Annotated in this window: 25 protein-coding genes; 23 read left to right on the top strand and 2 right to left on the bottom strand. The window is 59.6% G+C overall.

Annotated features, from left to right (window positions below):
• Positions 1–50 precede the first annotated feature (50 nt).
• From dsbD to V0R37_RS15480, 22 genes are all read left to right on the top strand, one after another.
• The gene (gene dsbD / locus V0R37_RS15585) at positions 51–1,901 is read left to right on the top strand and encodes a protein-disulfide reductase DsbD (RefSeq protein WP_420375402.1); all 1,851 of its coding nucleotides are present in this window, start codon (positions 51–53) and stop codon (positions 1,899–1,901) included.
• Positions 1,898–2,731: a prolipoprotein diacylglyceryl transferase family protein gene (locus tag V0R37_RS15580; RefSeq protein ID WP_420375401.1), complete on the top strand. Its 834-nt coding sequence runs from the start codon at positions 1,898–1,900 to the stop codon at positions 2,729–2,731. Before dsbD ends, V0R37_RS15580 begins: the two co-directional genes overlap by 4 nt.
• Complete coding sequence (locus V0R37_RS15575) at positions 2,728–3,279, top strand: TlpA family protein disulfide reductase (RefSeq protein WP_420375400.1); 552 nt, start codon at positions 2,728–2,730, stop codon at positions 3,277–3,279. Before V0R37_RS15580 ends, V0R37_RS15575 begins: the two co-directional genes overlap by 4 nt.
• A gap of 35 nt (positions 3,280–3,314) precedes the next feature.
• Complete coding sequence (gene dsbG, locus V0R37_RS15570; RefSeq protein ID WP_420375399.1) at positions 3,315–4,088, top strand: thiol:disulfide interchange protein DsbG; 774 nt, start codon at positions 3,315–3,317, stop codon at positions 4,086–4,088.
• Positions 4,089–4,136: 48 nt separating this feature from the next.
• Positions 4,137–4,940, top strand: a complete 804-nt coding sequence (locus V0R37_RS15565; protein WP_420375398.1) for a sulfite exporter TauE/SafE family protein — start codon at positions 4,137–4,139, stop codon at positions 4,938–4,940.
• A 74-nt stretch (positions 4,941–5,014) separates the two neighbouring features.
• Positions 5,015–6,382, top strand: a complete 1,368-nt coding sequence (locus V0R37_RS15560) for a dihydrolipoyl dehydrogenase (RefSeq protein ID WP_420375397.1) — start codon at positions 5,015–5,017, stop codon at positions 6,380–6,382.
• 27 nt (positions 6,383–6,409) lie between these two features.
• Positions 6,410–6,916, top strand: coding sequence for a DUF302 domain-containing protein (locus V0R37_RS15555; RefSeq protein WP_420375396.1), 507 nt, complete (start codon positions 6,410–6,412; stop codon positions 6,914–6,916).
• A 497-nt stretch (positions 6,917–7,413) separates the two neighbouring features.
• Positions 7,414–9,102: an apolipoprotein N-acyltransferase gene (gene lnt / locus V0R37_RS15550; RefSeq protein ID WP_420375597.1), complete on the top strand. Its 1,689-nt coding sequence runs from the start codon at positions 7,414–7,416 to the stop codon at positions 9,100–9,102.
• A 97-nt stretch (positions 9,103–9,199) separates the two neighbouring features.
• Complete coding sequence (locus tag V0R37_RS15545) at positions 9,200–10,105, top strand: LysR family transcriptional regulator (RefSeq protein WP_420375395.1); 906 nt, start codon at positions 9,200–9,202, stop codon at positions 10,103–10,105.
• 32 nt (positions 10,106–10,137) lie between these two features.
• On the top strand, positions 10,138–10,404 hold the full coding sequence (locus tag V0R37_RS15540; RefSeq protein ID WP_420375394.1) for an EexN family lipoprotein: 267 nt from the start codon (positions 10,138–10,140) through the stop codon (positions 10,402–10,404).
• A gap of 233 nt (positions 10,405–10,637) precedes the next feature.
• Positions 10,638–12,653, top strand: a complete 2,016-nt coding sequence (locus V0R37_RS15535; protein WP_420375393.1) for a conjugal transfer protein TraG — start codon at positions 10,638–10,640, stop codon at positions 12,651–12,653.
• Positions 12,650–13,114, top strand: a complete 465-nt coding sequence (locus V0R37_RS15530) for a CopG family transcriptional regulator (RefSeq protein ID WP_254499624.1) — start codon at positions 12,650–12,652, stop codon at positions 13,112–13,114. The genes V0R37_RS15535 and V0R37_RS15530 overlap by 4 nt, the downstream gene beginning before the upstream one ends.
• Positions 13,111–14,163, top strand: coding sequence for a P-type conjugative transfer ATPase TrbB (gene trbB / locus V0R37_RS15525; protein ID WP_254499623.1), 1,053 nt, complete (start codon positions 13,111–13,113; stop codon positions 14,161–14,163). The genes V0R37_RS15530 and trbB overlap by 4 nt, the downstream gene beginning before the upstream one ends.
• Positions 14,160–14,537 carry a TrbC/VirB2 family type IV secretion system protein gene (locus tag V0R37_RS15520; protein ID WP_118994238.1) on the top strand — a complete coding sequence of 126 codons (378 nt, stop codon included), beginning with the start codon at positions 14,160–14,162 and terminating at the stop codon, positions 14,535–14,537. Before trbB ends, V0R37_RS15520 begins: the two co-directional genes overlap by 4 nt.
• Positions 14,534–14,818: a VirB3 family type IV secretion system protein gene (locus V0R37_RS15515; protein WP_118994239.1), complete on the top strand. Its 285-nt coding sequence runs from the start codon at positions 14,534–14,536 to the stop codon at positions 14,816–14,818. The genes V0R37_RS15520 and V0R37_RS15515 overlap by 4 nt, the downstream gene beginning before the upstream one ends.
• A 12-nt stretch (positions 14,819–14,830) precedes the next feature.
• Complete coding sequence (gene trbE, locus V0R37_RS15510; RefSeq protein WP_118994240.1) at positions 14,831–17,287, top strand: conjugal transfer protein TrbE; 2,457 nt, start codon at positions 14,831–14,833, stop codon at positions 17,285–17,287.
• A complete protein-coding gene (trbJ, locus tag V0R37_RS15505; protein ID WP_118994241.1) occupies positions 17,284–18,024 on the top strand; it encodes a P-type conjugative transfer protein TrbJ in 741 nt (246 codons plus the stop codon). The genes trbE and trbJ overlap by 4 nt, the downstream gene beginning before the upstream one ends.
• Before the next feature lie 16 nt (positions 18,025–18,040).
• Entirely contained in the window at positions 18,041–19,288 is a 1,248-nt protein-coding gene (trbL, locus tag V0R37_RS15500; RefSeq protein WP_118994242.1) for a P-type conjugative transfer protein TrbL, read from the top strand.
• 11 nt (positions 19,289–19,299) lie between these two features.
• Positions 19,300–20,004 (top strand): conjugal transfer protein TrbF, encoded by a 705-nt coding sequence (gene trbF, locus V0R37_RS15495; RefSeq protein WP_118994243.1) that lies wholly within the window; start codon positions 19,300–19,302, stop codon positions 20,002–20,004.
• Complete coding sequence (gene trbG, locus V0R37_RS15490) at positions 20,001–20,993, top strand: P-type conjugative transfer protein TrbG (protein WP_118994244.1); 993 nt, start codon at positions 20,001–20,003, stop codon at positions 20,991–20,993. Before trbF ends, trbG begins: the two co-directional genes overlap by 4 nt.
• Before the next feature lie 2 nt (positions 20,994–20,995).
• Complete coding sequence (locus V0R37_RS15485; protein WP_254499622.1) at positions 20,996–22,336, top strand: TraB/TrbI/VirB10 family type IV secretion system protein; 1,341 nt, start codon at positions 20,996–20,998, stop codon at positions 22,334–22,336.
• Positions 22,290–22,532 (top strand): DUF2274 domain-containing protein, encoded by a 243-nt coding sequence (locus tag V0R37_RS15480; RefSeq protein WP_118994246.1) that lies wholly within the window; start codon positions 22,290–22,292, stop codon positions 22,530–22,532. The genes V0R37_RS15485 and V0R37_RS15480 overlap by 47 nt, the downstream gene beginning before the upstream one ends.
• Positions 22,533–22,628: 96 nt before the next feature.
• Here the strand turns inward: V0R37_RS15480 and V0R37_RS15475 are convergent, their stop codons facing one another.
• Positions 22,629–23,153 carry a rhodanese family protein gene (locus tag V0R37_RS15475; protein WP_118994247.1) on the bottom strand — a complete coding sequence of 175 codons (525 nt, stop codon included), beginning with the start codon at positions 23,151–23,153 and terminating at the stop codon, positions 22,629–22,631.
• 25 nt (positions 23,154–23,178) lie between these two features.
• Complete coding sequence (locus tag V0R37_RS15470; protein ID WP_228255684.1) at positions 23,179–23,478, bottom strand: ArsR/SmtB family transcription factor; 300 nt, start codon at positions 23,476–23,478, stop codon at positions 23,179–23,181.
• Between the two features lie 87 nt (positions 23,479–23,565).
• Here V0R37_RS15470 and V0R37_RS15465 point away from each other — a divergent pair, with 87 nt between their 5' ends.
• Complete coding sequence (locus V0R37_RS15465) at positions 23,566–24,438, top strand: MBL fold metallo-hydrolase (RefSeq protein WP_420375392.1); 873 nt, start codon at positions 23,566–23,568, stop codon at positions 24,436–24,438.
• Positions 24,439–24,535: the final 97 nt, after the last annotated feature.

Genomic DNA, 24,535 nt, shown 5'->3' with positions numbered 1-24,535 from the left:
TTAATCCTGCAGGTGCATGATCCACCTAAGTTTATCTGCAGGAGTTCAGCTTGTCTGTCTACCGGATTGCCCGTGCGGCTCTCGTACTGTTTTGTTTTGCCGTCGGAAACGCCTGGGCCAGTAACGGTCTATTCTCGTCGGCCACGGAACCCGAATTTCTTGAAGCCTCGGATGTGTTCAAGGTAGAGGAGGTGAAGCAGCAAGGCCGAGAGTATATAGTCGAAGGGCATATTGCCGACGGCTATTATGTCTACCGCCACTCGTTGAAGCTGGTGGACGACAAAGAGAATGCTGTTGATCTGGCTCTCCCTTCTGGAACGCCCCGGCACGACGAGTTTTTTGGCGATACTGTCATCTACACCGGCGATACGGCCCGTCTGCGCTTCCCGACGGCTGTAACCGGCCCACTGACACTGCATTGGCAAGGCTGTGCAGAAGACGGTATCTGCTATCCACCGCAGACGATACAGATCAGCGCGCCAGTAGCAACAGCGGTAGCTGACGGTCAGGCTGTCGAGCAGCCGCCTCAGGCATCGGAACCTGAATCAGCCTCGGAGCGCGGGCCTGATTCGGCCGGCATGCCTTCGGGCGCCAGCGTTGGCGAGGATCAGGCGGCTGCTCAGCGGCTTGCTGCGCTGGGGCCTATCGCCGGCACGCTGCTGTTTTTCGGATTCGGCCTATTGTTGGCTTTTACGCCCTGCACTTTGCCGATGATTCCCATCGTTTCCAGCATGGTCGTTGGTAGCCAGGCCAAGCCGCGTCGGGCTTTCATCTTGTCGTCGTCATACGTCCTGGCGATGGCGGGTACCTACGCCGCAGTGGGGGTGGCGGCTGGACTGGCGGGCGCCAATTTACAAGCCACGCTGCAGTCGCCTTGGTTGCTTGGCGCCTTCGCAGCACTCTTTCTCATCCTGGCCAGTTCGCTATTCGGTCTGTTCGAGTTGCGCTTGCCATCCGCTGTGATGAATCGCCTCCAGGCAGCGGGGCCTGCTCGTTCGGGGGGGAGTATCACCGGTGCGGCGGTGCTGGGTTTTCTGTCGGCGCTTTTGGTTGGTCCATGCATGACGGCTCCCTTAGCGGGTGCGCTGTTGTACATCGGGCAGACGGGCAGTGCGATCCAAGGGGGACTGGCTTTGTTTGCGCTGGGTCTGGGTATGGGCCTGCCATTGTTGGCCATTGCAGTGTTCGGCGCCCGTGTGCTGCCCAAGCCCGGTGCGTGGATGGATCGGGTGCGCGTCGCCTTCGGCTATGTCATGGTTGGCATGGCAGTGATGATGCTGACGCGTTTCCTGACCGGCACGATGAGCCTGTTGCTCTGGGGGGCCTGGATACTGCTGGTGGCGGTGGGGTTCGTCGCTTGGGCGCAAGCCGTTGCGAACAGGCAGCGGTTGGCGTGGAGCTTGCGTTCGGCGGCGGCATTCGTCGGTCTGTGGTCTGTCCTGATGCTCATGGGCGCCGCTTCAGGAGGGGATGCCGTCTTGCAGCCCCTGGCGCATCTGCGCGGCGCGCCCGCTGCGGCCACGCCAACCGCCGAGGTCAGTTATATCCAGGCGAAATCGGTGGCCGACGTGGATGCTCGCCTCGCGGAAGGCGCCGCGCGCGGTCAGTGGACCTTGATTGATTTCTACGCCGACTGGTGCGTCAGCTGCCATGTAATCGAGCGCAATGTATTCGGCGATCCCGCGGTTGCGGCGCAGCTGGCGCGTATGCAGATCGTGCGGCCAGACGTGACGCGTAATGACGCTACGGATAAGGAACTGCTCAAACACTGGGGCGTCATGGGGCCGCCCACGCTCATACTCGTGGGACCGGATGGTACGGAGCGGCGGGATCTGCGCGTGGTGGGTGAGATCGGTGCGCGCGAGTTTCAGGACCGCTTGGACGCGGCGGGGGTGTCATGAGCGGCATTGGTCCATTTCCTATACAGGTCGTCACGGTTATTGCCGCCGTACTGCTGGCTTGGCTGACAGCACGAATTGTCGGTCGGCGGACGCCCGATGTGCCTTACAAAGCCGCCGGATCAATGATTCTTGACGCCGTGGTTTGGGGACTCTTGACTGCACGCTTGGCATACATTGCGCAGTGGTGGGAGGAGTACTCGGCCGCACCCAGATCCATGATCGCCATCGGCGATGGGGGATTTGTCTGGTGGGTCGGCGTGCTGGTGGTCGTTGCTTATATCTGGCAGCGAACCCGGTCCGCTCAGATCTTGCGCGTCCCCGTGCTGGCGGGCGTCATGGTCGGCGTCGTCGCATGGGCCCTCGCGGGCGGGGTGCTCGCTTTATTGCTGCGCTCCGCGCCGCCTTTGCCGGACCTGCAACTGGCGACGCTGGACGAACATCCCGTTTCACTGAGCGAGTATGCAGGGCGCCCCATCGTACTCAATCTTTGGGCGAGTTGGTGCCCGCCATGCCGACGCGAGATGCCGGTGTTTGAGCAGATTCAGACCGATTTTCCGAATGTGGCCTTCGTGTTGGTTAACCAAGGGGAAAGCGCGCAGCAGGCGCAGGCTTTTCTTGAAAGCGAGGGCTTGAGTTTGACGGATGTTTTACTTGACCCCGCTTCCGAAGCCATGCGCACAATGAACTCGCGCGGCTTGCCCACCACCTTGTTTTTCGATGCGCAAGGGCGCCAAGTGGACATGCATTTGGGCGAGATCACCATGCCCAGTCTCAAGGACAAGATGCTGCGTCGTTTCGACCTATCTTCCGGCTCGGGGGCCGAAAAATGATAACCAAGCTTACACCGGCTTTACGCCTACCCATTCTTATTGTCGTCACCCTCGTGCTGATGGCGGGCTGCAATCAGACAGACAACGCAGAAAACTCCTCAACAGCACGGGGATTGGAAGCCGACAAGCTGGCGCAGCAGGCCGCGCTGCGTTTGCCGGACTTGCAGCTAATGACGCTGGAGGAGCGTCCCGCCCACTTGAGCTCGTATGTGGGGGTGCCGGTCGTGCTCAATCTTTGGGCGACCTGGTGCCCACCATGCCGGCGCGAGATGCCGGTGCTCGAGCAGGCCCAGACGGCATTTCCCGACATTGCCTTCGTCTTGATCAATCAGGGGGAAACCGCGCAACAGGCTAAAGCGTTTCTTCATAGCGAAGGTCTGAATTTGAAGGATGTTCTGCTCGATCCACCGTCCAAGGCGATGCAGGAAATGCGAACGGGTGGCTTGCCCACAACCTTCTTTTTCGATGCACAAGGGCGCATGGTGGACTTGCATTTAGGCGAGATCACGATGAGCGATCTCAAAGACAAGATATCACGCCATTTTTGACCATTCATCGAACCCAGTACGGATAAGGAACGACTATGTTTGCACAGCGTGTGCTTTTCGCTTTTATGACTGCGGCGCCTCTCATTCTGATACCCAGCGGAGGCCAGGCCCAGGTCACGGATAAACCGCCGGTTATCGACGCGTTGGAAGACCAAGGTGTCATCTTCAAGCAGGAGTTCGAGGCCGGTAAAGGCGTGCGCGCCTTCGCCGGTGTTCTGGGCGACAGCCCCGTCGCGGTCTACGTTCTGGCCGATGGCAATGCCGTTGCGGGCACGCGCCTGAATGCCAAGGGCGAGCCGATTGACCAAGCGACACTGCAGAGCCTGGTTGCCAAGCCCATCAGCGACCAGGCTTGGGCGCAGCTGGAGTCGGCCACATGGGTGCTGGATGGTAAGGCCGACGCGCCGCGTATTGTCTATGCCTTCACCGATGCAAATTGTCCCTATTGCCATTTGTTCTGGGAGGCCGCGCGCCCGTGGGTGGATGCTGGAAAGGTCCAGTTGCGCCACCTGTTGGTCGGCGTCATCAAAGAGGACAGCCCGGCCAAAGCGGCGGCGATTCTTGGCGCAGCCGACCCTTCGGCTGCGTTGCGCGAGAATGAAGTCAAGTTCGACCAGGGCGGCATTACGCCCGCCAAGAGCGTACCGGACGATGTACAGCGGACGCTCGAAGATAATCAAATGCTCATGCTTTCGATGGGGTTTCGAGGTACACCTGGCATCATCGTTCAGGACGACAAGGGGTTGATCCAGAAGTACAACGGCATGCCGCAACAGGGCGCGTTGACCGAAGTGTTAGGTCCGCGCTGATGGATCATCTGAGTACAGACGTACGGAATTATGTGTCAGGCAGGGGGCATGATGCTTAGTGGCGGGCTGCTTGGGCTTGTAATCGGCGCTGTCTTAGGACTCACTGGGGCTGGAGGCGGTATTTTTGCCGTCCCGGCACTGGTGTTTGGCCTGGGTATGGATATGCGTGCGGCTGCGCCTTTGGCACTCATGGCCGTTGGCTCCGCAGCGATGCTTGGCGCATTGCAAGGGCTGCGCCAAGGCCTTGTCCGGTACAAAGCCGCGATCGTCTTGGCGACAGCGGGTACCATTACTGCGCCACTCGGTATCAGGCTGGCTCACTGGCTTCCTTCCCGGTGGCTGAGCTTGATCTTTGTCGCCGTCATGTTTGTGGTCGCCTACCGTATGTTCATGTCTTCACGCGGTGCTCAAAACGATGGCGAGTTGCCCATGGTGCAATCTGGGGTTTGCAAAGTATCCAAGGAAACCGGACGCTTCATCTGGAACCCACGCACCGTCACAACGCTGGGCGGTATCGGAGTGGTCTCGGGTCTTTTTACCGGCATGTTGGGCGTCGGCGGTGGATTCATCATCGTCCCCGCGCTGGGGTACTTCAGCGAACTTCGCATGCACAGTATCGTCGCAACATCTCTGCTGGTGATTGCACTGCTATCTGTAGTCACCGTCTTCATTGCGTCGGAACAAGGTCTTTTACTTACTGCTGGGACCTGGGCGTTCTCGGCCGCCACACTCGCAGGCATGGCGGGCGCTCGTTTGCTGGTGCCGAAGATTTCCTCAACGGTATTGCAACGAGTTTTTGCGATCGCCTGCGTTGTGGTGGCGGCCATGATGCTCATGCGCAATATCGGATAGCCGTTCGTAGACTGGTGCGCTGTTGCGAACGTGCTTCAGCGCCCATTTCTTTAATTATGGATAAAGGGAGTTCAATGCCCAACCGGAAAATCGATGTCGCCATTATTGGCGCAGGCACCGCAGGAATCACTGCATTCCATGCGATAAAGGCTGCAGGCAAGAAAGTGGTACTCATTGATCGAGGGCCGCTGGGCACGACGTGTGCCCGCGTCGGATGTATGCCGTCGAAAGCTGCTTTGCATGCGGGTATGCGTTGGGAGACCGCAAAGCAATTGCCAGACGGAGCTGTCCTCTTCCCGCGGGGACGACAGGCTTTGTGGAAACATGCTCGCGAGACACGGGACATGTTGGCGAACGGAGCAGCAGAGCGTACGCGCAATGCGGCAAAGGATAGCTTGATTTTGGCCGAAGCAAGCTTCATTGAACCCGGCGTTTTGCAGGTAGGATCGGAGCGTCTCGAAGCCGACGCCATCATTGTAGCGACCGGTTCTAGCCCCGTTGTGCCGAAAGTACTTGAAGGTGTAGCGACTAGAATCCTGACAACCGATACGCTTTTCGACCAGGAATCACTGCCGAAACGATTGGGAATTCTTGGCATGGGAGCGGTTGGACTTGAGCTGGGTTTGGCGCTCGCTCGTCTAGACGTAGAAGTAATAGGAGCCGATCAGCGCCATACTATCGGTGGCATTCAAGATCCCATGGTCCAGGAGCGGGCCATTTCTGCATTCATAAGTGAGTTGCCGATGTGGCTGGGAGACTCGGTGGAAATCAACCCGGCTGGCGACGGTGTGCTCATGCGTACGAGTGAGCATAGTGCCGTTGTGGACCGCCTTCTGGTCGTCACAGGGCGGACTCCCAATACTGATGCACTGAATCTGGCGGCTGCGGGAATTTCGCTGGATGATCAAGGTAGACCCTCTATTGACCCCGTTACCATGCAGGCATCAGATGTGCCGATTTTCTTTGCTGGTGACGTGCAGCCCGACCGGGCTCTGATGCACGAAGCAGCGGATGAAGGGCTAATGGCGGCGCACGCCGCGTTGTCCTACTTGCGCGATGAGCAGTGGCCAAGTGCATCACGCCGGGTACCGATGTCGATCTTGTTTACGGACCCGGATGTTTGCACAGTAGGGGTGTCCTACGATGTCGCGATGCAGAAGGGTGCGATCATAGGGTTGGCCGAAGGCAGTGGCAACGGTCGCTCCAAGATATTGGGTGCAAAAGATAACCTGCTGCGAGTTTATGCCGAGCCGGATACGGGCATCTTGCTTGGCGCCAGCATGCTGCTGACTCAAGGTGAACATATAGCACACCTGCTCGCATGGGCGATTCAGGCGAAGCAAACCGTCAATGAGCTACTGACCATGCCGTACTACCATCCCTCCATCGAGGAGATGTTGCAGAGTGCATTGAAATCGGCGTCCCAGCAAATCGGTACTTAAAGTGACCCACATTCATAGGAGCCGCTTATGACTGTCCATGCCCGTTCGATTCTTAGCTTTGTTCTCGGATTGTCGAGCTTAATGGTTGCGGTGCAAGTCCCCGCAGCTACTCCCTCTGAGGGATGGAAAGTGATAGATACCAGCCAAAGCTATTCGGAGTTGCTGAGCCATCTAAAAGAAGCTGTTTCCGAGAGTGACCTGCAAGTGGTATTTGATGTTGGCCCCACAGAGGCTGCAGCAAAGCGAGGTATCGACATTCCAGGAAACCGAGTGATTGGTGTGTTCAATAACGAATTTGCCGTAGATATTCTGAGTTTGAGTGTGCCGGCGATGATCGAAGCGCCGATCCGGTTCTATGTGACCGAAGGTGAACATGGCCAAGCTACGCTTTCATGGATTCAGCCTAGTCATATATATGCTCCGTATGCCGATTCTGCTGACACTGCAACAAGTGCTAAAAAACTTCGTGAAAAATCAAAGGAGCTTGATCTTCTCTTTTCGGAGATTGCAATAAACGCCACGCAAGTGAAGTAGAAGAAACGTATGCTCGCACGGGTTGCCATGGCTATTAGTCAAGAATGGCAAGCTTGGGGCCTCCTAACGAAGTAACACGATGCTCTAGCTTTCGCGTTCCCTATATAGCGTGGCCTTCGATTCGTAAACTGCTTGATTTAACTTCCTAATTATGATGACAGGTATGCAGCAAGATAATGAACTGAAAGTTGTGTTTCACGCCCCGACGCCGGAGGCGCTTCAGCGAGCGCGTAACAACGCGATGAACTTGAGACGGGAGGATCCTGGAGCATATGTGTGTATCGTCATTAACGCTGAGGCGGTCGCCGGAGCCTTGGATGAGGCGCATCCAGATGCGGATGAATTCACTTGGGTGTGTCCGAATACTCTTGCTCGAATCAATAGGGAGAATCGACCCCCACTTCGCTTACTGGATAGAGCCGCAGTCCTTGAGCTTGTTCGCCTACAACAAAGCGGTTGGGCATACATTCGTTCGTAGCTGTGTGTCCATCCGGCATATGGTGTTCCCAAGCGTACAGGCAGCTTCTTTCCCCGCCGGATATTTGCGTTCCGCTACGGTGTTGACCCTGTCTGGTGGCGTACACGCAATGACATTCGCGACAGGCCCGCTGCCTTCCTGGTCATTGGCGATTGTACAGATCGCATCTTTGGCGGTGCTTGTGCGTGTCGTTGGCGATGCCAAGTCGCTTAAACAAGCTGCCATACGGGGCTGGTGGTTCGGCGCGGTGAGCTTTGGAGTCGGTTTGTACTGGCTCTTTATTAGCATGAATCACTATGGAGGTCTTTCCGCTACGCTGGCTGCTGCTGGTGTAATTGCGTTATCGGCCTTCCTGGCTTTGTTTACCGGTATAGCATGTGCAATTTTTTCTTGGTTGCGGCCACCGTCTTTACGCACAGCGCCACTAATGAGTGCTTTGGCTTGGTCGGGAGCATGGGCAAGTATGGAGTGGCTGCGCGCTGTGGCCTTTTCCGGGTTCCCATGGCTGAATATCGGCTACGCTCATGTTGATAGCCCGCTGGCAGGATGGGCGACAGTCCTGGGCGTGCATGGTACCGCGCTGTCAGCTGCGTTCGTAGCGGCTGCACTGGCTACTCTTTGTTCGTTTCCAGCTTCTTTGCGCCAGCCTACCATTTTCACGCTATCCGGGCTGCTAGTTGCAGTTGGCGTGGGTGAGCTTTTGACTCATGTCGAATGGTCTTCGGCCGAAGGTAAGCCATTGAATATTCGGCTAGTTCAAGGCAATATTGAGCAGTCTCAGAAGTTTGATCCGGCATTGCTTGAGCTGGGCGTTGCCAGACACTTGCAGCTTGCGGCGAAACTGCCTCTTCCTGACGAACCAGCTCCCGATCTAATCGTGCTGCCTGAGACCGTACTACCAGTATTCCAGGACGAACTCGAAACCCATGTCTGGGAAGCGTGGCGCGACATTGCCGAGCGTCAGCACAGTACGATTGCTATGGGGGCGCCTCTTCGAATCGCACAACCGAGCGGAGAGTTTCGGTATACCAATAGTGCAATCGGTTTTGACGCTAGTACGCCGGTGCAGCAGTTGATAGAAGGCACGATGCCGCAGCGTTATGATAAGCGCCACTTAGTGCCATGGGGCGAATATGTGCCACCGGGCTTTGATTGGTTCGTGCAGATGCTCGACATGCCCATGGGCGAGTTCGACCGTGGTCCCATCCGACAGACTCCGTTCACGGTAGGCGAGCAGCAACTGGCTTTCAACATTTGCTATGAGGACGTGTTCGGGCCGGAAATTCTACCGGCGTTACTCACAAGCTCCGGCAGCGACGAAGGTGCGAGCGTTATCGTCAACATAAGCAATCTCGGCTGGTTCGGTGATACGTGGGCACTTCGCCAGCATCTACAAATCGGCCGGTTGCGCAGCATTGAGACTGCTCGACCTATGGTTACTTCCACCAACACCGGCATTACGGCAGCTATTGATCCGCATGGCCGTGTTCTAGCCGCATTGCCCCCGCACCGCGCTGGTGTGCTGCCGGTCACTGTGCAAGGTATGACGGGCCTGACTCCGTATACCCGCTTCGGCGATATCCCCGTGCTGATATTGGTGGCGGTCTTTCTGACGATTGCTGCCCGATGTCGTTATAGCCATCGCTTGTCGAACAGGAGGCACTCGAACGCGCCGGAGTCCTGCTACAGAAGTAATGGAGGCATTTGAGAGTCGGGACATCGATATTTGGGAAAACGCCTTTAACGGACTACGACACTTGCTAAGTGCTCGTGGGATCTGGTCAAGCTAATTAATGGAGAGTACGGTGGAACTGCGTCATCTGCGTTGCTTTCTAGCGGTTGCTGAAGAGCTCCATTTTGCCCGCGCCGCGGAGCGGCTCCACATCGAGCAGTCACCCCTGTCGCGTGCTATCAAAGAGCTAGAAGATGAGTTGGGTGTGGTGTTATTCGCTCGAACTACACGAAGCACTCGGCTAACTCGAGCGGGGCTACTGTTCTTGGAGCATGCACAACGAGTCTTCGTCGCCTTAGAGCAAGCCAGAGACAGTGTCAAAGCGGCGGCCAATGGCTTCTACGGTCAATTGCGCTTCGCGTTGTCCGATGGCATTACTCCATCACGCTTACCGACCTTGTTAGCGCTCTGCCGCCAGGAGGAACCTCAGATTGAGATCCGCCTATTCGAGGTGCCTGTGTCGCAGCAGCTCAAAGGGCTGCAAGAAGACTTGTACGATGTGGGGCTTGCACAATCCAATGAGGTTGGGGACGGCATAGTTGCCGAGCCGGTATGGAGCGACCCGCTGATGGTAGCCGTGCCGGCGAGACATCCGTTGCTGAGTTATAAGCGAATTCCTCTGAGTGAAGTCTTACGGTATCCACTTGTGCTGTGTGATCCTTTGGCGTGTGAAGGGTTCTCTCGTCAAATAGACCGGGTGTTGCGGCAGGCCGAAGTAGAGCCTCTAATCGCAGAGCGAGTTGCATCTTACGACCTGATGATGGCACTGGTGTCGGCGGGTTTTGCACTCAGCCTAGCTAGCGCCCCACATATTGCAGCAAGTCGGGAGCCAGGTATAGTGGCACGGCCGCTTGCGGGCCGCTCGCCGGTGTTAATGACGTATCTGCTGCGTCGGGATGACGAAGTTTCTGATGAGTTGGCCCGCTTTATCAAGCGCGTGCAGGCTATTGACATACTCCGTCAGCTCAAGCCGATGTAATCTGAGGTCGACTCTAAGGAGCAAATAGAGCCATGAAACGAGTCATCTTTATTTTTCTGGTAATCATGCTGAGCGGTTGCGGCCAGTCAGAAACGACTGAACAGAAGCCGGATGTCCCGACCGTAGAAGAGTTGGCTGCCGATCCTACGATGTTAAAAGAGCTACGCGGGCAGTGCAAGACGGATCGTACCAATATGGAAGATCTACTGTGTGACCGGGTGGCCCAAGCAACGCGCCAGCGCTTTTACGGGGACGGCACCGTACCTTACTCCCCACCGGATACGCAACCTAAGTTCTGAGTCGTCGGCATTTCCCTACGAACCCCATTTTTCTTTATCAACACGCCGTAACGCGCCCGCGCCTGCGGCGTTTTCTTTGTATTCGCCCCTCCATGAATTGATGCTTTTTTTATCAGCATTGTCCCGATAACAGTCTTTGACCAGCACTGATCTGGCACCGATCCTCATAGGCAGGCACATTCGTGTGCCGCTGTTGAGCGAGAAAGTCAGGCAAGAAAGTCGGAGGCTGGGTCATGCAAGGGACGAACGTACTGTTCGGGCAGATCGCCGTCGTATTCGGCATCGTGATCGCCGGAGTGTGGAGCGCCACACAATGGACAGCTGCCGCCCTGGGTTATCAGCTACGCCTGGGCTCGCCGTGGTTTGATTTCTACGGTACGCCGATCTATCACCCCTGGCGCCTGTTCGAGTGGTGGTTCTTCTTCGACGCCTACGCGTCGGAGGTCTTCAATACCGGCGGTGTGATCGCAGGCGGCAGCGGCCTGGTTGCCGTAGTGATCGCCATCGGCATGTCGATCTGGCGTTCGCGCCAGGCGCGGCTGGTCACCACCTACGGTTCGGCACGCTGGGCCGAGACTCGCGACATCCGCGAAGCCAGATTGACCCAACCTGTCGGCGTCTTCCTGGGTCAGCATGAGGGGCAGTATCTGCGTCACGAAGGGCCGGAGCATGTGCTGGCCTTTGCACCCACGCGTTCGGGCAAAGGCGTGGGCCTGGTAGTGCCTACCTTACTGTCCTGGCCGGCGTCGACCGTCATTCACGACATCAAGGGCGAGAACTGGCAGATCACCGCCGGCTGGCGTGCGCGCTTCTCGCACTGCTTGCTGTTCAACCCCACAGATAGCCAATCCGCAGGCTACAACCCGCTGCTGGAAGTCCGGCGCGGCGCGCATGAAGTGCGCGATGTGCAGAACATCGCCGACATTCTGGTTGACCCCGAAGGTGCATTGGAGCGTCGCAACCATTGGGAAAAGACCAGTCACGCGTTGTTGGTGGGCGCCATCCTGCATGTGCTCTATGCCGGTGAAGACAAGACGCTGCGCGGCGTTGCCAATTTTCTCAGTGACCCAGCGTGTCCGTTCGAGCTGACCTTGCACCGGATGATGACGACCCCGCACCTGAGCCCGGAGGGGGGCGAAGGCAGACCGCATCCTGTGGTGGCCTCCGCCGCCCGTGAGGTGCTCAACAAATCGGATAACGAGCGTTCGGGTGTGCTGTCCACCGCCATGTCGTTCCTTGGCCTGTACCGCGACCCGACGGTAGCCGAAGTCACCTCGCGCTGCGATTGGCGCATCGCCGACCTGATTGCCTCTGCCCATCCGGTATCACTGTATCTGGTGGTGCCGCCCTCGGACATTTCACGAACCAAGCCGTTGATCCGCCTGATTCTCAATCAGATCGGACGCCGGTTGACGGAATCGCTCGACGGCTCCGACGGCATCGAACGTCGCCACAAGCTACTGCTGATGCTCGATGAGTTTCCGGCGCTGGGCCGCCTGGACTTCTTCGAGACGGCGCTGGCCTTCATGGCGGGCTACGGCATTCGCAGTTTTTTGATCTCGCAGTCGTTGAATCAAATCGACAAAGCCTACGGCCAGAACCATTCGATTCTGGATAACTGCCATGTGCGCGTGACGTTTGCCACCAACGACGAACGCACCGCCAAGCGGATTTCCGAAACCCTGGGCACCGCTACCGAACTACGCGCCCAGCGCAACTATGCGGGACATCGGCTTGCGCCCTGGCTGGGACACCTTATGGTGTCGCGCCAGGAAACAGCGCGGCCACTCTTGACTCCTGGCGAAGTCATGCAGCTTCCGCCGGACGAGGCCGTGGTGATGGTCTCCAGCGTGGCGCCGATCAAAGCCAAGAAGCTGCGCTACTACCGGGATGCCAACTTCAAACACCGCCTGTTGCCGCCGCCCGTGCTCGCCGCCGGTCGCTATGCGGACGCGCCGCCAGCCCGTTCCGATGATTGGAGTGGTCTGTCGATTCCGGCTGTTCCCGTTGCGCCCGCCTCGGCGGGTGGCGATGGCATGGCGGGCGTGGCCGATGACGGCGGCCCGCGCCATCGGCCCGAGCTAGACGAAGCCGCCACCTACAGCCCGCAGCCAGAGTACCCCGCCAGCGACCTGGCGCTGCTCGATGACGACGATCTGGCGCCTGTTCTTCCCAGCCAGCTTGATCCGGCCATGCAGCGCGTGGCGCGGCTGGCTGTCCTCGACCCTGATGACGGAATCCAGTTATGAGCCGATATCGCCTGAATCTCTTCATCCACCCTGAACACGCCAAGCGCCTGGACGAGCTGGCCGCCAAGAAAGGGGTGTCCAAATCGTCCATCGTCGCCGCCGCCTTGGCTTCGTGGCTCTCGCCCGATGCCGGCGACCAGCGCGAAGCGGCGATGGCCAAGCGCCTGGATCGCCTGTCACGCCAGTTCGAGCGCTTGGAGCGTGACCAGAATATCCAGATCGAGACGCTGGCGCTGTTCGTGCGCTATTACCTGACGGTGAGTACGCCGGTACCTGAAGCCCATCAGGATGCCGCCCGCGCCCAGGGCAAGGCGCGCTTTGAGCAATTCATCGAACAGCTTGGCCGCCACCTGCTGCGCGGTCGCAGCCTGGTGCGCGACGTGGTGGAGGAACTGCATCCCGAGCCGATACGGATGGACGACGCGCCAGTGCATTTCGAAGCACAGGAGCGTGTCTCATGAGTGCTGTCCCGCAGTCTTCTTTGTCCACTTCGCTGGATCGCCGTATCCAGATGCTGCGCACGGCGATGGGGCCGGTGATCGCCGCCGCACTGGAAGACCCGGACGTTGTGGAAATCATGCTCAACCCCGACCGCAGCCTGTGGGTGGATCGGCTCTCGTCGGGGCGTACCCCCTTGGGCGTCGAACTGTCCGAAGCCGATGGTGAACGCATCATTCGTCTGGTTGCCGCCCACGTCGGTGCGGAAGTGCATCGCGGCCAGCCGCTCTTGAGCGCTGAACTGCCCGAAACAGGCGAGCGCTTCGAGGGCATCTTGCCGCCCGCCGCACCTGGCCCGGCTTTTGCGCTACGCAAGCGGGCAGTGAGCATCCTTAGCCTGGATCGCTATGTGGCCGACGGCATCCTCACTGCCGAACAAGCCGAGTTTCTGCGGCGTGCGGTACGTGAGCGCCAGAACATCCTGATTGCCGGCGGCACCAGTACCGGCAAGACGACGCTGGCCAATGCCTTGCTGGCCGAGATCGCCGCCACAGGTGACCGCGTACTGGTGCTGGAAGACACCATCGAACTGCAATGTGCCGCCCGTGACCACGTGCCGCTGCGTACCCGTGCCGGGGTCGTGTCGATGCAGGAGCTGGTGCGCGCCACCATGCGCCTGCGCCCCGACCGCGTGGTGGTCGGCGAGGTGCGCGGCGGCGAAGCCCTGGATCTCATCAAGGTCTGGGGCACCGGCCACCCCGGTGGCATCGCCACCATTCACGCGGGCTCCGCCTTGGGCGCGCTGCTGCGCCTGGAGCAACTGATTCTCGAAGTCGCGGTGAACCCGCCTCGGGCGCTGATTGCCGAGGCGGTCAACGTCGTGATTCACATCGCCGGACGGGGCCGCAAGCGCCGCGTGGACAGTATTGCCCGCGTCATCGGTTTCGATGCGGCGGGCTATCGCCTGGGGGATGCGCTGGAGACGCCGCTTTCTGCACCGTCACCTATTTCCGATGCCGCACCCGCTGCGGCGATCTTCCCATCCCCTGATTCCGTTGGAGAACTGCCATGACGCCTGCTGATGTATTTCGTATTTCCGTGATTCCGCTTTCTACTATGAACCGCCTGCGTCTGCTTGTCCGGCCTGCCGCGCAAGGGTTGCTGCTGGCCATGATGTTGATGCTCCTGGCCGGCGCAGCACACGCCGCTGGTTCCTCCATGCCCTGGGAAGGGCCGCTGCAATCCATTCTGGAGTCCATTCAAGGGCCGGTGGCGCGCATTGTGGCGGTCATCATCATTATCGCCACGGGGCTGGCGCTCGCCTTTGGTGACACCAGCGGAGGCTTTCGCAAACTGATTCAAATTGTCTTTGGTCTGTCCATCGCGTTCGCCGCATCTTCGTTCTTCCTGTCGTTCTTTTCGTTCTCGGGCGGGGCCGTCGTATGAGTGTCGACACCAAAGGCGCATCGAGCTTCGCGTCCGGCTTTGAAATTCCGCTGCATCGCTCGCTGACCGAACCCATCCTGCTGGGCGGCGCACCGCGCACCGTGGCCATTGCCAACGGCACGCTGGCGGCTGCCGTGGGGCTGGGTCTGCAATTGTGGATACCGGGCGTCGTGCTGTGGATCGTCGGCCACTCTCTGGCGGTCTGGGGCGCGCGGCTGGACCCGCAGTTCATGCAGGTGTTCGCGCGCCACATTAAGCACAAATCGTTGCTGGACGTATAAGAGGATACCGTCATGCTGAACCTTGCCGAATATCGCCAGCGTCCCGCCTTGCTGGCAGACTGGCTGCCCTGGGCCGGATTGGTTGCGCCGGGCATCGTGCTGAATAAGGATGGTTCCTTTCAGCGCACGACTCGTTTTCGCGGACCTGATCTGGATAGCGCGACCCAAAGCGAGCTGATCGCCACGACGGCGCGCTTGAACAATGCACTACGGCGCCTGGGGTCGGGCTGGGCGCTTTTCATTGAGGCCGAGCGCCGCCCGGCGGCGGGCTACCCCCATTCGGACTTTCCTGAAGCCCTGTCCTGGCTGGTCGATCAGGAGCGCCGCGCCGCCTTCGAAGAGGCTGGGAATCACTTCGAGAGTGCCTATTACTTGACGTTCGTGTTCCTCCCACCCGAGGAGTCTCGCGCCCGCGCAGCGGGGCTGCTCTATGAGAACCGTCCCGCCGAAGGCGTGGACTGGCGTGAGCGGCTGGCCGCATTCGTAGCGGAAACGGATCGCGTCTTTGATCTACTTGATAGCGTGATGCCAGAAATCGGCTGGCTGGATGACAGCCAGACGCTCGCGTACCTGCATTCCACCATCTCGACACGGCGTTACGGCATCGGTGTGCCGGAAGTGCCGTTCCATCTGGATGCGCTGCTGAGCGATTGCGCACTGGTGGGTGGGCTGGCACCGACACTGGGCGACGCACATCTGCGCGTGGTATCGGTGCGGGGCTTCCCGACGTCCACCTGGCCGGGCATTTTGGATGACCTTAACCGGCTTGGTTTTGCCTATCGCTGGAGTACGCGCTTCATCTGTATGGACAAAGCCGAGGCGGAAAAGGAGCTGCGCCGCCTACGTCGTCAGTGGTTCGCCAAGCGCAAAAATGTCGTGGCGCTGCTGCGGGAAACGATTTTCCAGCAGGAGTCGCCTCTGGTCGATACCGATGCCAGCAACAAGGCCGCCGATGCAGATGCTGCCTTGCAGGAGTTGGGCAGTGATCAAGTCGCCTTTGGCTACGTCACCACTACCGTGACGATGCTGGATGCCGAACCCGCTGCGGCCGATGAAAAGCTGCGCATGATTGAACGCGTCATCCAGGGCCGGGGTTTTGTGACGATTCCTGAGACGCTGAATGCTGTGGATGCCTGGCTCTCGTCCATCCCCGGCAACGCCTACGCAAATGTACGGCAACCGATTGTGTCTACATTGAATCTGGCGCACATGATGCCGGTATCAGCAGTGTGGGCTGGACCGGAGAAAAACAACCATCTGGACGGCCCCCCGCTGATTATCACGCGCACCGAAGGCGCCACACCATTCCGGCTGGTGACGCATATCGGCGACGTGGGCCACACCCTGGTCGCAGGACCGACCGGCATGGGCAAGTCGGTGCTGCTGGCCGTCCTGGCCAAGCAGTTTCGCCGCTATCGCGGTTCACGTATTTTCGCCTTCGACATGGGCCGTTCAATGCGCGCCACCATCTTGGGCCTGGGCGGGGAGCACTATGACCTTGGCAATGATGGTGAGATTGCCTTTCAGCCGTTGGCGCGCATTGACCACGACGGCTACCGCACTTGGGCCGCAGAATGGATCGAAGGTCGCTTGCTGCACGAAGGCATGGCCGTCAGCCCCGACGATAAAGTCGCCATCTGGTCGGCGCTGGGGAGCCTCGCAGGTGCGCCGGTGGAGCAGCGCACGTTGACGGGTTTTTCCGTGCTGCTGCAATCGAACACATTGCGCCAAGCGCTTGCGCCCTATGTCCTGGGCGGCTCACACGGCAAGCTGCTGGATGCCGACCATGACCGGCTGGGCATGGCCGACGTGCAGGGCTTCGAGATGGAAGAATTGATGCACAGTCCGGCCGCCGTGCAGGCGGTGCTGCGCTATCTGTTTGCCAGGTTTGATGAACGCTTCGATGGTGCTCCCACCCTCCTGATTCTAGATGAAGCATGGTTGTTTCTCGATGAACCGTCCTTTGCCGCTCGTATCCGGCAGTGGTTGAAGACCCTGCGCAAAAAGAATGTCAGCGTCATCTTTGCCACGCAAAGCTTGGCTGATATCAAGGATTCGAGCATCGCGCCAGCCATCATCGAAAGCTGCTCCAGCCGCATCTTCCTGCCCAATCCACAGGCGACCGAACCGCAGATTCGCACGATCTACGAAGGCTTTGGCCTGAATAGCCGACAGATCGAGATTGTCGCCACCGCCCAACCCAAGCGCGACTACTACTACCAATCGCGTCTGGGCAATCGTCTGTTCGACCTTGACCTGGGACCGGCGACGCTGGCCTTTGCGGGGGTGTCCACCCCGCAAGACCAGCGCGACATCGACCGAATCCTGCTAGACGCTGGGGTCCCCGGCTTTGCGGGCGCTTGGCTGCGCCATCGCGGTCTGGGCTGGGCTGCCGATCTGCTGCCCGATTTTCCCGGTCTCTCGCCCGTTCCCGAGCTTTCCCCTTCATCCCTGGAGAACCTGCCATGAAAACCCGCGCGCTATCCGTATCGCTTGCCGTCGTGCTTTCGATGTCGTTACTCGCTGTTTCGCCCGCCTGGGCCTGGAAAACGGTCTTTGATCCGTCCAACTATACGCAAAATACGCTGACTGCCGTCCGCACGTTGGAGCAGATCAATAACCAGATTAGCCAGCTTCAGAACGAGGCGCAGATGTTGATGAATCAGGCACGTAATCTGGCGAGCCTGGATTTCAACGTCGTGAACCGTCTGCGTACCGCGCTGGCCGCCACCGACCGTTTGATCGGCCAGGCGCAGGGGCTCAGTTACGAGGTGGCGCACATGGATCAGGAATTCGCCCGCCTGTATCCCGACCAGTACGCCGCAACTGTCAGCGGCGACAGTATGGCTCAGGATGCGCGGGCGCGCTGGCAGAACACGCTTAATGGCTTGTACACGGCCATGCGGGTGCAGGCGCAAGCCTCGCAGAACCTGCGCGACGATGAAAGCGCGCTGGCAGATCTGGTGAACCAAAGCCAGTCGGCGCAAGGCGCGTTGCAGGCCATGCAGGCGACCAACCAGCTTCTGGCTTTACAGGCCAAACAGAGCATTCAGGCGCAGCAGCTTCAGATTACCCAGGATCGGGCTGCCGCCTTGGAGCTGGCCCAGCAAGCCGCCGTGACCGAGCGCGCCCGTGAAGTACGGCGGCGCTTCCAGGGCAGCGGCACGCCATACACGCCACAGGCCGTGACCTTCTACGGCAACTGACCGGAGCGCTTGAGCCATGAACGACGTGGCGGTGATCGACCGTTTTCTCGCTACCTTTGCGCAGTACATCGACTCGGGGTTCGGGCTGCTGCAAGGCGACGTGGCGTTTCTCACCGCCACCCTAGTTGTCATCGACATGACGCTGGCCGGCCTGTATTGGGCAATGGGTCACGCCAGCGGCCAGGGCGATGACGTGATCGCCAAGCTGCTGCGCAAGGTGCTTTACGTCGGCGCCTTTGCCTACATTATCGGCAATTTCAACGCGCTGGCTGGGATCCTGTTCCGCTCGTTCGCGGGATTGGGGCTGATGGCCTCGGGCTCGTCGTTGAGCATGGGTAACTTTCTGCAGCCAGGGCGGCTGGCCAAGACCGGCATTGATGCCGCCGCGCCGATTCTGGAGCAAATCGGCGACATGGCGGGCTTTCCCCAAGTATTCGCCAACATCGACCCCATCGTGGTGCTGTTCCTGGCCTGGATGGTGGTGGTGCTGAGCTTCTTCGTGCTCGCCATCCAGCTTTTTGTGACGTTGATCGAGTTTAAGCTGACCACGCTTGCCGGCTTTGTGCTGGTGCCGTTTGCCCTCTGGAACAAAACCTCGTTCCTTGCTGAGAAGGTACTGGGCAATGTGGTGTCTTCAGGGGTAAAGGTGCTGGTGCTGGCCGTGATCGTCGGCATTGGCAGCGGCTTGTTTGCCGAGTTCCAGGTGCATCCCGATGAGCCGTCCATCGACTATGCGCTGGTCATCATGCTGGCCTCGCTCTCTTTGCTGGCGCTAGGAATATTCGGGCCGGGCATCGCTACGGGGCTTGTCTCCGGCGGGCCGCAGTTGGGCGCGGGCTCCATGGCCGGTGCCGCCGTGGGTGCTGTCGGGACTGCGGTTGCCATCGGTGCGGCCGCCACAGGGGTGGGTGGTGCGGTGGCGGCAGGCGCGCGCATGGTCCCGGGTGCCGTCCGCATGACATCCGGCGCAGCGCGCTCCATCGGTTCAAGTGTGGGCAGCATCCGGTCGGCCTCTCAGACAGGTCCTACAGCGGGTAGCGGCCTTAAAGGAGCGGCGGGGGTGACTTCCGCTTCTGGCGCCGGGATAGGTGCGTCCGGTGTTGCGTCATCTGAACCAGCCGGCACCGCACAACCGGCCTGGGCCAAGCGCCTGCACCGCAGACAACAACTGACGCAAGCCGCCACGACTGCCGCCCATGCTCTACGCGGTGGGGATGGAGGCGGCACGGGCCAAGGTCCGAGCCTTCGTGATGCCGATTCATAAGGAGAACAACCATGCGTTTCAAACGACCGCAGGTGCGCTATGCCGAGACACCGCAACCTGCAACCCCATATCAATCCGCCGCCCAGGTCTGGGATGACCGGATCGGTTCGGCTCGCGTACAGGCCAAAAACTGGCGGCTTATGGCCTTCGGCTGCCTGCTGCTCGCGCTATTCATGGCCGGTGGCCTGGTGTGGCGCTCGATGCAGTCCACGATCGTTCCCTATGTAGTGGAGGTCGATAGCCTGGGGAATACGCGGGCGGTCGGCAAAGCTACAGAACCCTACAGCCCGAAGGAGGCTGAGATCGTTACGCATCTTGAACGCTTCATCAAGCTTGTTCGCTCGCTTTCTATTGACCCCGTGGTCGTGAGGGAAAGCTGGCTTGAGGCCTACCGCTACACGACGGATCGCGGTGCCGCCGTGCTGAACGAATATGCACGGCAGAACAGTCCTTTCGCAAAAGTGGGTAAGGAGTCCACAACTGTGGAGGTCTATAGCGTGGTTCGAGCCAGCGACATGACCTTCAACATTCGCTGGATTGAACGGCACTACGCCAACGGCGCTCTTGCGTCCACGCAGCGCTGGTCTGCCGTCATCACGCTTGTCCATAAGGCGCCGAAAACAGAGGACGAACTGAGAAAGAATTCCTTGGGCCTGTATGTCCATGGATTGTCCTGGAGTCGAGATTTGAACGTGTCGGAAGGAGCACAGCCATGATTAATGTTGTCCGCATGTGGGTTGCCCCCTTAACCCTGATCATCCTCGCTGGGTGCGCTACGCACGGCAAGCCACCACCAGCCATTTCGCTCGATGAGCCGGTAGCCGCCGAGCTGCTGCCCGAACCACCCAGCCCGGTCGAAGTGATTGCCGTGCCCGAACCGCTGGCGCTGCCGGCGCAACTGAAACCCTTGCCGGACACGGATGCGGGCAAGTCCACGCCCGAACCCACCGATGAAACCGTCCGGGTGTCCCGCGCCAATGCCGAAGCGCGGATTGCGCCCACACGCGAAGGTTATGTCAATGCCATTCAGGTCTGGCCCTATAGCGATGGGGCGCTTTATCAGGTCTATACCGGCGTGGGCCGCGTAACGGTGATTGCGCTGCAGCCCGGCGAGGAGCTGGTGACGGTGGCAGCCGGCGACACCGTGCGCTGGATCGTGGGCGACACGTCCAGCGGCAGCGGCGCGGACTTGCGCGTGAATGTGCTGGTCAAGCCTATCCGCTCAGGCCTGAAAACGAACCTCGTCATTACCACCAATCGCCGAACCTATCTGCTGGAACTGACGTCCACCGAAAAGACATGGATGGCGTCGGTGTCTTGGGAGTACCCGAAGGATCGGATGCTAGCCTTGCACCGCCAGAACCGGGCCGCGCAGGCTGGCGCGTCCGTCGATACCGGGCTGGCGCTGGAGAGCCTGCGCTTTCGGTATGCAGTCAGCGGCAGCAATCCGCCCTGGAAGCCGCTGCGCGCCTTTGATGACGGACAGAAGGTCTATATCCAGTTTCCTGCAGGGATTGCTCAAGGGGAGCTGCCACCGCTCTTTGTGATCGGTGCTGAGGGCGACGGTCAACTGGTCAACTATCGCTTCCGTTCGCCGTACTACATCGTGGATCGACTCTTTGGCGCAGCCGAACTGCGCCTGGGTGGTGATCGAGGCGACGTGGTGCGCATAGAGCGTACCGATGGCGTGGCGCGGAGGAACTGAGTATGAGCGAGGAACACAGATCCGAACAAGCCACGCCACAGGCGACGGATAAGGTGGCCCCCGAAACCGTGGCGCTGCGCGCACGGCCACGGCCCGTCACGCGACTAAACCGTCGCATGCTCGCCCTCCTGGTGGCAGGGCTGTCGGCGGCGGTCTTGGGTGCCACCATCTGGTCACTGCAACCGCAGCGGCGCGGCGCGGGCGAGCACACCGAGCTGTACAACGTCGACCGGGTGTCCAAGTCGGAAGGGTTGGACATCTTGCCCGCTGACTATTCCATGCTGTCGGCCCCGGACGTGCCGTCCGATGTGCCGGAGCTCGGGCCGCCCCTGCCGGGCGATCTGGGGCCGGCCATCGTGAATAGTCAGCAGCCGGCGGTTGCCACCTATGCGCCGCCGGGGGTTGACGCGCAAGCTGCCGAACGCGAAGCGCGGCGTAAGGAAGCAGAAGCAGCAGCCGCTTCACCTGTATTCTTCCGCACCGGCCAGCCCACGGTAACGGCTGCGCAGGCGATGCCTGTCGCGCCCGGAATGGATGATTCCTTAGCTGCGTTCGACCCGTTGGCCGCAGGGCCAGCCTCGACGGAGGCGCAACCTACCGATCCCACTGCGGCACAGAACCGGCAAGACCAGAAAGAAGCCTTCCTGCAATCCGGTTCTACGCAAACCCGTAATTCTGGGGATTTGCAAATGCCGGCCTCGCCGTATCAGGTTATGGCGGGGACTGTAATCGCCGCTGCGCTGGTTACGGGCATCAAGTCTGACCTTCCGGGGGATGTGATCGGCACCGTGACTGAACCCGTCTATGATTCCGCGACCGGCAAGCACCTGTTGATTCCCCAAGGTTCGCGCATCCTGGGGCGCTACAACAGCCAAGTCAGCTATGGGCAAAGCCGGGTGCAGGTCGTATGGCATCGGGTCATCCTGCCTGATACGGCCTCATTGACGCTGGATAACCTAGTTGGTGCCGACCCGACCGGGTTCGCCGGCCTGGAAGACGATGTGGACTGGCATTGGAATCGCATCATAGGCGGTGCCGTGCTGACGACGCTCTTGGGCGTCGGAGCCGAGTTGGCCGCGCCGGAAAACCGGCAGGACGGCAACCGCGTCATCATCGCCGGACGCGACAGCGCCCAGGACAACATCAATCAGGTCGGCCAAGAGATGACCCGGCGCAACATGAACATCCAGCCGACACTGACTATCCGTGCAGGAATGCCGGTGCGCATCATCGTCAACCGCGACCTGGTGCTGCGACCGTACCAGCCGCTTTTCTTCAACAAGGGAGCGTCACACAATGACCACCACCCGAAAACTGCGGCTGGGACCGCTTCCCAAGACTGAAACTGTCAAGGTAACCTTCGTATGTCCGGCCAGCCTGAAAGCCGATCTCGACCGCTATGCAGCGTTACACACGCAGACTTACGGGAAAACCGTGAGTACAGTGACGTTGATCCCGCACATGCTGGAGGCGTTCATAGCGGGAGATCGTGGGTTTAGAAGAGGTGGCGAATGGAGCAGCAGGGAGAAAAATGGCTGATTTGATGCCTTTTGCGAGTGCAGTGCGCCAGTCACATAGAAACGTCGGAAAGCCAGGAGCGTGGTGATAAGATGCCTGGAGGCAGACGTATCTAGCCTAGCCGGCCACAGCCTTACGATTCCATGGCATACGCATCAACAGGCGGGCCATCCCGCAGAATCCAGATACACCAGCAAACACCAGGCCAGCGCCGATGGTTGCCGACAGCGCATGAAACCAGGGCGAGACTGTGGCGCCCAGCACAGCGCCCAACAGGACCAGCGAGCCTGCCGTAATCTGCACCTGGCGCTGCAACTCCATCGGCTGGGAAGTATCTGTCACCACGGGCAGCCCGGCCTTCTTCCAGGCATCGAGTCCCCCGTCCAGTACATAAGCCTCGCAGGCCGCACATGCGCTGAGTGTCTGAGCATTGATACGTGTGCGATTGCCGGAACGGCAGTGAAAGATGAGGCCCGCCGTGGCGTCGAGCGGTGCTGAGCTTTTCAGATCTTCCATGGGGACGTGGCGTGCGGCGGCGATGTGCTCGCGAGCATATTCGTTCGCTGCACGGATGTCGATCAGGATTGCGCCGTGATTCATAAGGTCTCGGGCTGCTTGGGGGGAAATAGGCTTTAAAGACATGAAAATTGACTCCGGACAGTCGGGTTCAGGGGCAGAAAATAGCCTTGAGTGTGGCAATGAGGGTGGCCACGTTTGGGTTGTCGATCCGATAATGCAGCGTTTGTGCCTCTCGGCGGAACGTCACTAGGCCCTCTTCGCGCATCTTGGCCAGATGCTGGGACAGCGCGGATTGGCTCAAGGGTACGTATTCATGCAGCGCACCTACCGTCATTTCCCCATGCTCGATCAGTAAACAGAGGGTCAACAGGCGGTGCTCATTGCCGACGGTTCGTAACATGGCAGCCGCCTGCTTCGCTCCGTCTTGTAGGAACTGCTTGTCTTTCATAGTCACAATCACAATTTATTTCGTATTTTTCTAATTTAGCATAAACTAATATATATTCAAGACTCCGTACCCCTGGATGGACAAGTTATGTTTCCTGCCGCTGACATTCAGTCCTTCTTCGATGAAGCCACCAATACGGTGAGCTATCTAGTTTCTGACCCATCCACCCGCCAAGCCGCCATCATTGATCCGGTGCTGGATTACGACCACCGCAGCGGCAAGGCTTCCACCACCTCTGCTGATCGCATGCTGGCCGCCGTCCATGCGCGTGAACTGCAGATTGCATGGATTCTTGAAACCCATGCGCATGCGGATCACCTGAGCGCAGCGCCTTACCTCAAAACTCGTACAGGTGCGCCTGTCGCTATCGGTGAGCATATTCGCGACGTACAGCGGATTTTCCGTCCAGTGTTTAACCTGGACGATGTTTTCTGCGACGGCAGCGAGTTCGACCGGCTGTTTCGCGATGGCGAAACCTTCCACATCGGTGCGCTGACCGTAGAGGTTATGCATACGCCAGGCCATACGCCCGCCTGCGTGTCGTACCGTATCGGTGACGCTGTGTTCGTGGGGGACACCTTGTTCATGCCTGATTACGGCACGGCTCGCGCTGACTTTCCAGGCGGTAGCGCATATATGCTGTACCTGTCGATTCGTCGGCTTCTGGCGTTGCCGCCAAAAACGCGTCTGTGCATGTGCCACGACTACAAGGCTCCGGGGCGCACCGAGTATGCGTGGGAATCGACCGTTGCCGAGCAGTGCCAGAGCAATGTGCATGTGCGCGATGGCGTGGGCGCCGAGGCATTCACCGAGATGCGCCAGTCTCGCGATGCCACACTTCCGGCTCCCACGCTGCTGCTGCCTTCCATTCAGGTCAACATCCGTGCGGGCCGCTTGCCGGAGTCTGAATCCAACGGCGTGCGCTACCTCAAGATCCCCGTCAGTTTGGCCGAGGCATAGGCCGGTTTGCTGCATCGGATGTGATCGAGTGAGGTAGAAAAGTGACGAGCGTGTGCGGGCACATGTAGCATAAGTCAGCGGCACTGCTATTGCAGAC

Source organism: Pollutimonas rozaliensis (assembly GCF_048751585.1).
In the GTDB taxonomy this organism is placed as follows: Bacteria; Pseudomonadota; Gammaproteobacteria; order Burkholderiales; family Burkholderiaceae_B.
Note: the sequence above shows the minus strand (reverse complement) of the source record. Positions and strands in the feature narration are given on the sequence as shown.

Coding starts and splice junctions, on each gene's coding strand:
- V0R37_RS15580 (WP_420375401.1), top strand. CDS start 1,898: ATGAGCGGCATTGGTCCATTTCCTATACAGGTCGTCACGGTTATTGCC.
- V0R37_RS15575 (WP_420375400.1), top strand. CDS start 2,728: ATGATAACCAAGCTTACACCGGCTTTACGCCTACCCATTCTTATTGTC.
- dsbG (WP_420375399.1), top strand. CDS start 3,315: ATGTTTGCACAGCGTGTGCTTTTCGCTTTTATGACTGCGGCGCCTCTC.
- V0R37_RS15565 (WP_420375398.1), top strand. CDS start 4,137: ATGATGCTTAGTGGCGGGCTGCTTGGGCTTGTAATCGGCGCTGTCTTA.
- V0R37_RS15560 (WP_420375397.1), top strand. CDS start 5,015: ATGCCCAACCGGAAAATCGATGTCGCCATTATTGGCGCAGGCACCGCA.
- V0R37_RS15555 (WP_420375396.1), top strand. CDS start 6,410: ATGACTGTCCATGCCCGTTCGATTCTTAGCTTTGTTCTCGGATTGTCG.
- lnt (WP_420375597.1), top strand. CDS start 7,414: ATGGTGTTCCCAAGCGTACAGGCAGCTTCTTTCCCCGCCGGATATTTG.
- V0R37_RS15540 (WP_420375394.1), top strand. CDS start 10,138: ATGAAACGAGTCATCTTTATTTTTCTGGTAATCATGCTGAGCGGTTGC.
- V0R37_RS15535 (WP_420375393.1), top strand. CDS start 10,638: ATGCAAGGGACGAACGTACTGTTCGGGCAGATCGCCGTCGTATTCGGC.
- V0R37_RS15530 (WP_254499624.1), top strand. CDS start 12,650: ATGAGCCGATATCGCCTGAATCTCTTCATCCACCCTGAACACGCCAAG.
- trbB (WP_254499623.1), top strand. CDS start 13,111: ATGAGTGCTGTCCCGCAGTCTTCTTTGTCCACTTCGCTGGATCGCCGT.
- V0R37_RS15520 (WP_118994238.1), top strand. CDS start 14,160: ATGACGCCTGCTGATGTATTTCGTATTTCCGTGATTCCGCTTTCTACT.
- V0R37_RS15515 (WP_118994239.1), top strand. CDS start 14,534: ATGAGTGTCGACACCAAAGGCGCATCGAGCTTCGCGTCCGGCTTTGAA.
- trbE (WP_118994240.1), top strand. CDS start 14,831: ATGCTGAACCTTGCCGAATATCGCCAGCGTCCCGCCTTGCTGGCAGAC.
- trbJ (WP_118994241.1), top strand. CDS start 17,284: ATGAAAACCCGCGCGCTATCCGTATCGCTTGCCGTCGTGCTTTCGATG.
- trbL (WP_118994242.1), top strand. CDS start 18,041: ATGAACGACGTGGCGGTGATCGACCGTTTTCTCGCTACCTTTGCGCAG.
- trbF (WP_118994243.1), top strand. CDS start 19,300: ATGCGTTTCAAACGACCGCAGGTGCGCTATGCCGAGACACCGCAACCT.
- trbG (WP_118994244.1), top strand. CDS start 20,001: ATGATTAATGTTGTCCGCATGTGGGTTGCCCCCTTAACCCTGATCATC.
- V0R37_RS15485 (WP_254499622.1), top strand. CDS start 20,996: ATGAGCGAGGAACACAGATCCGAACAAGCCACGCCACAGGCGACGGAT.
- V0R37_RS15480 (WP_118994246.1), top strand. CDS start 22,290: ATGACCACCACCCGAAAACTGCGGCTGGGACCGCTTCCCAAGACTGAA.
- V0R37_RS15475 (WP_118994247.1), bottom strand. CDS start 23,153: ATGTCTTTAAAGCCTATTTCCCCCCAAGCAGCCCGAGACCTTATGAAT.
- V0R37_RS15470 (WP_228255684.1), bottom strand. CDS start 23,478: ATGAAAGACAAGCAGTTCCTACAAGACGGAGCGAAGCAGGCGGCTGCC.
- V0R37_RS15465 (WP_420375392.1), top strand. CDS start 23,566: ATGTTTCCTGCCGCTGACATTCAGTCCTTCTTCGATGAAGCCACCAAT.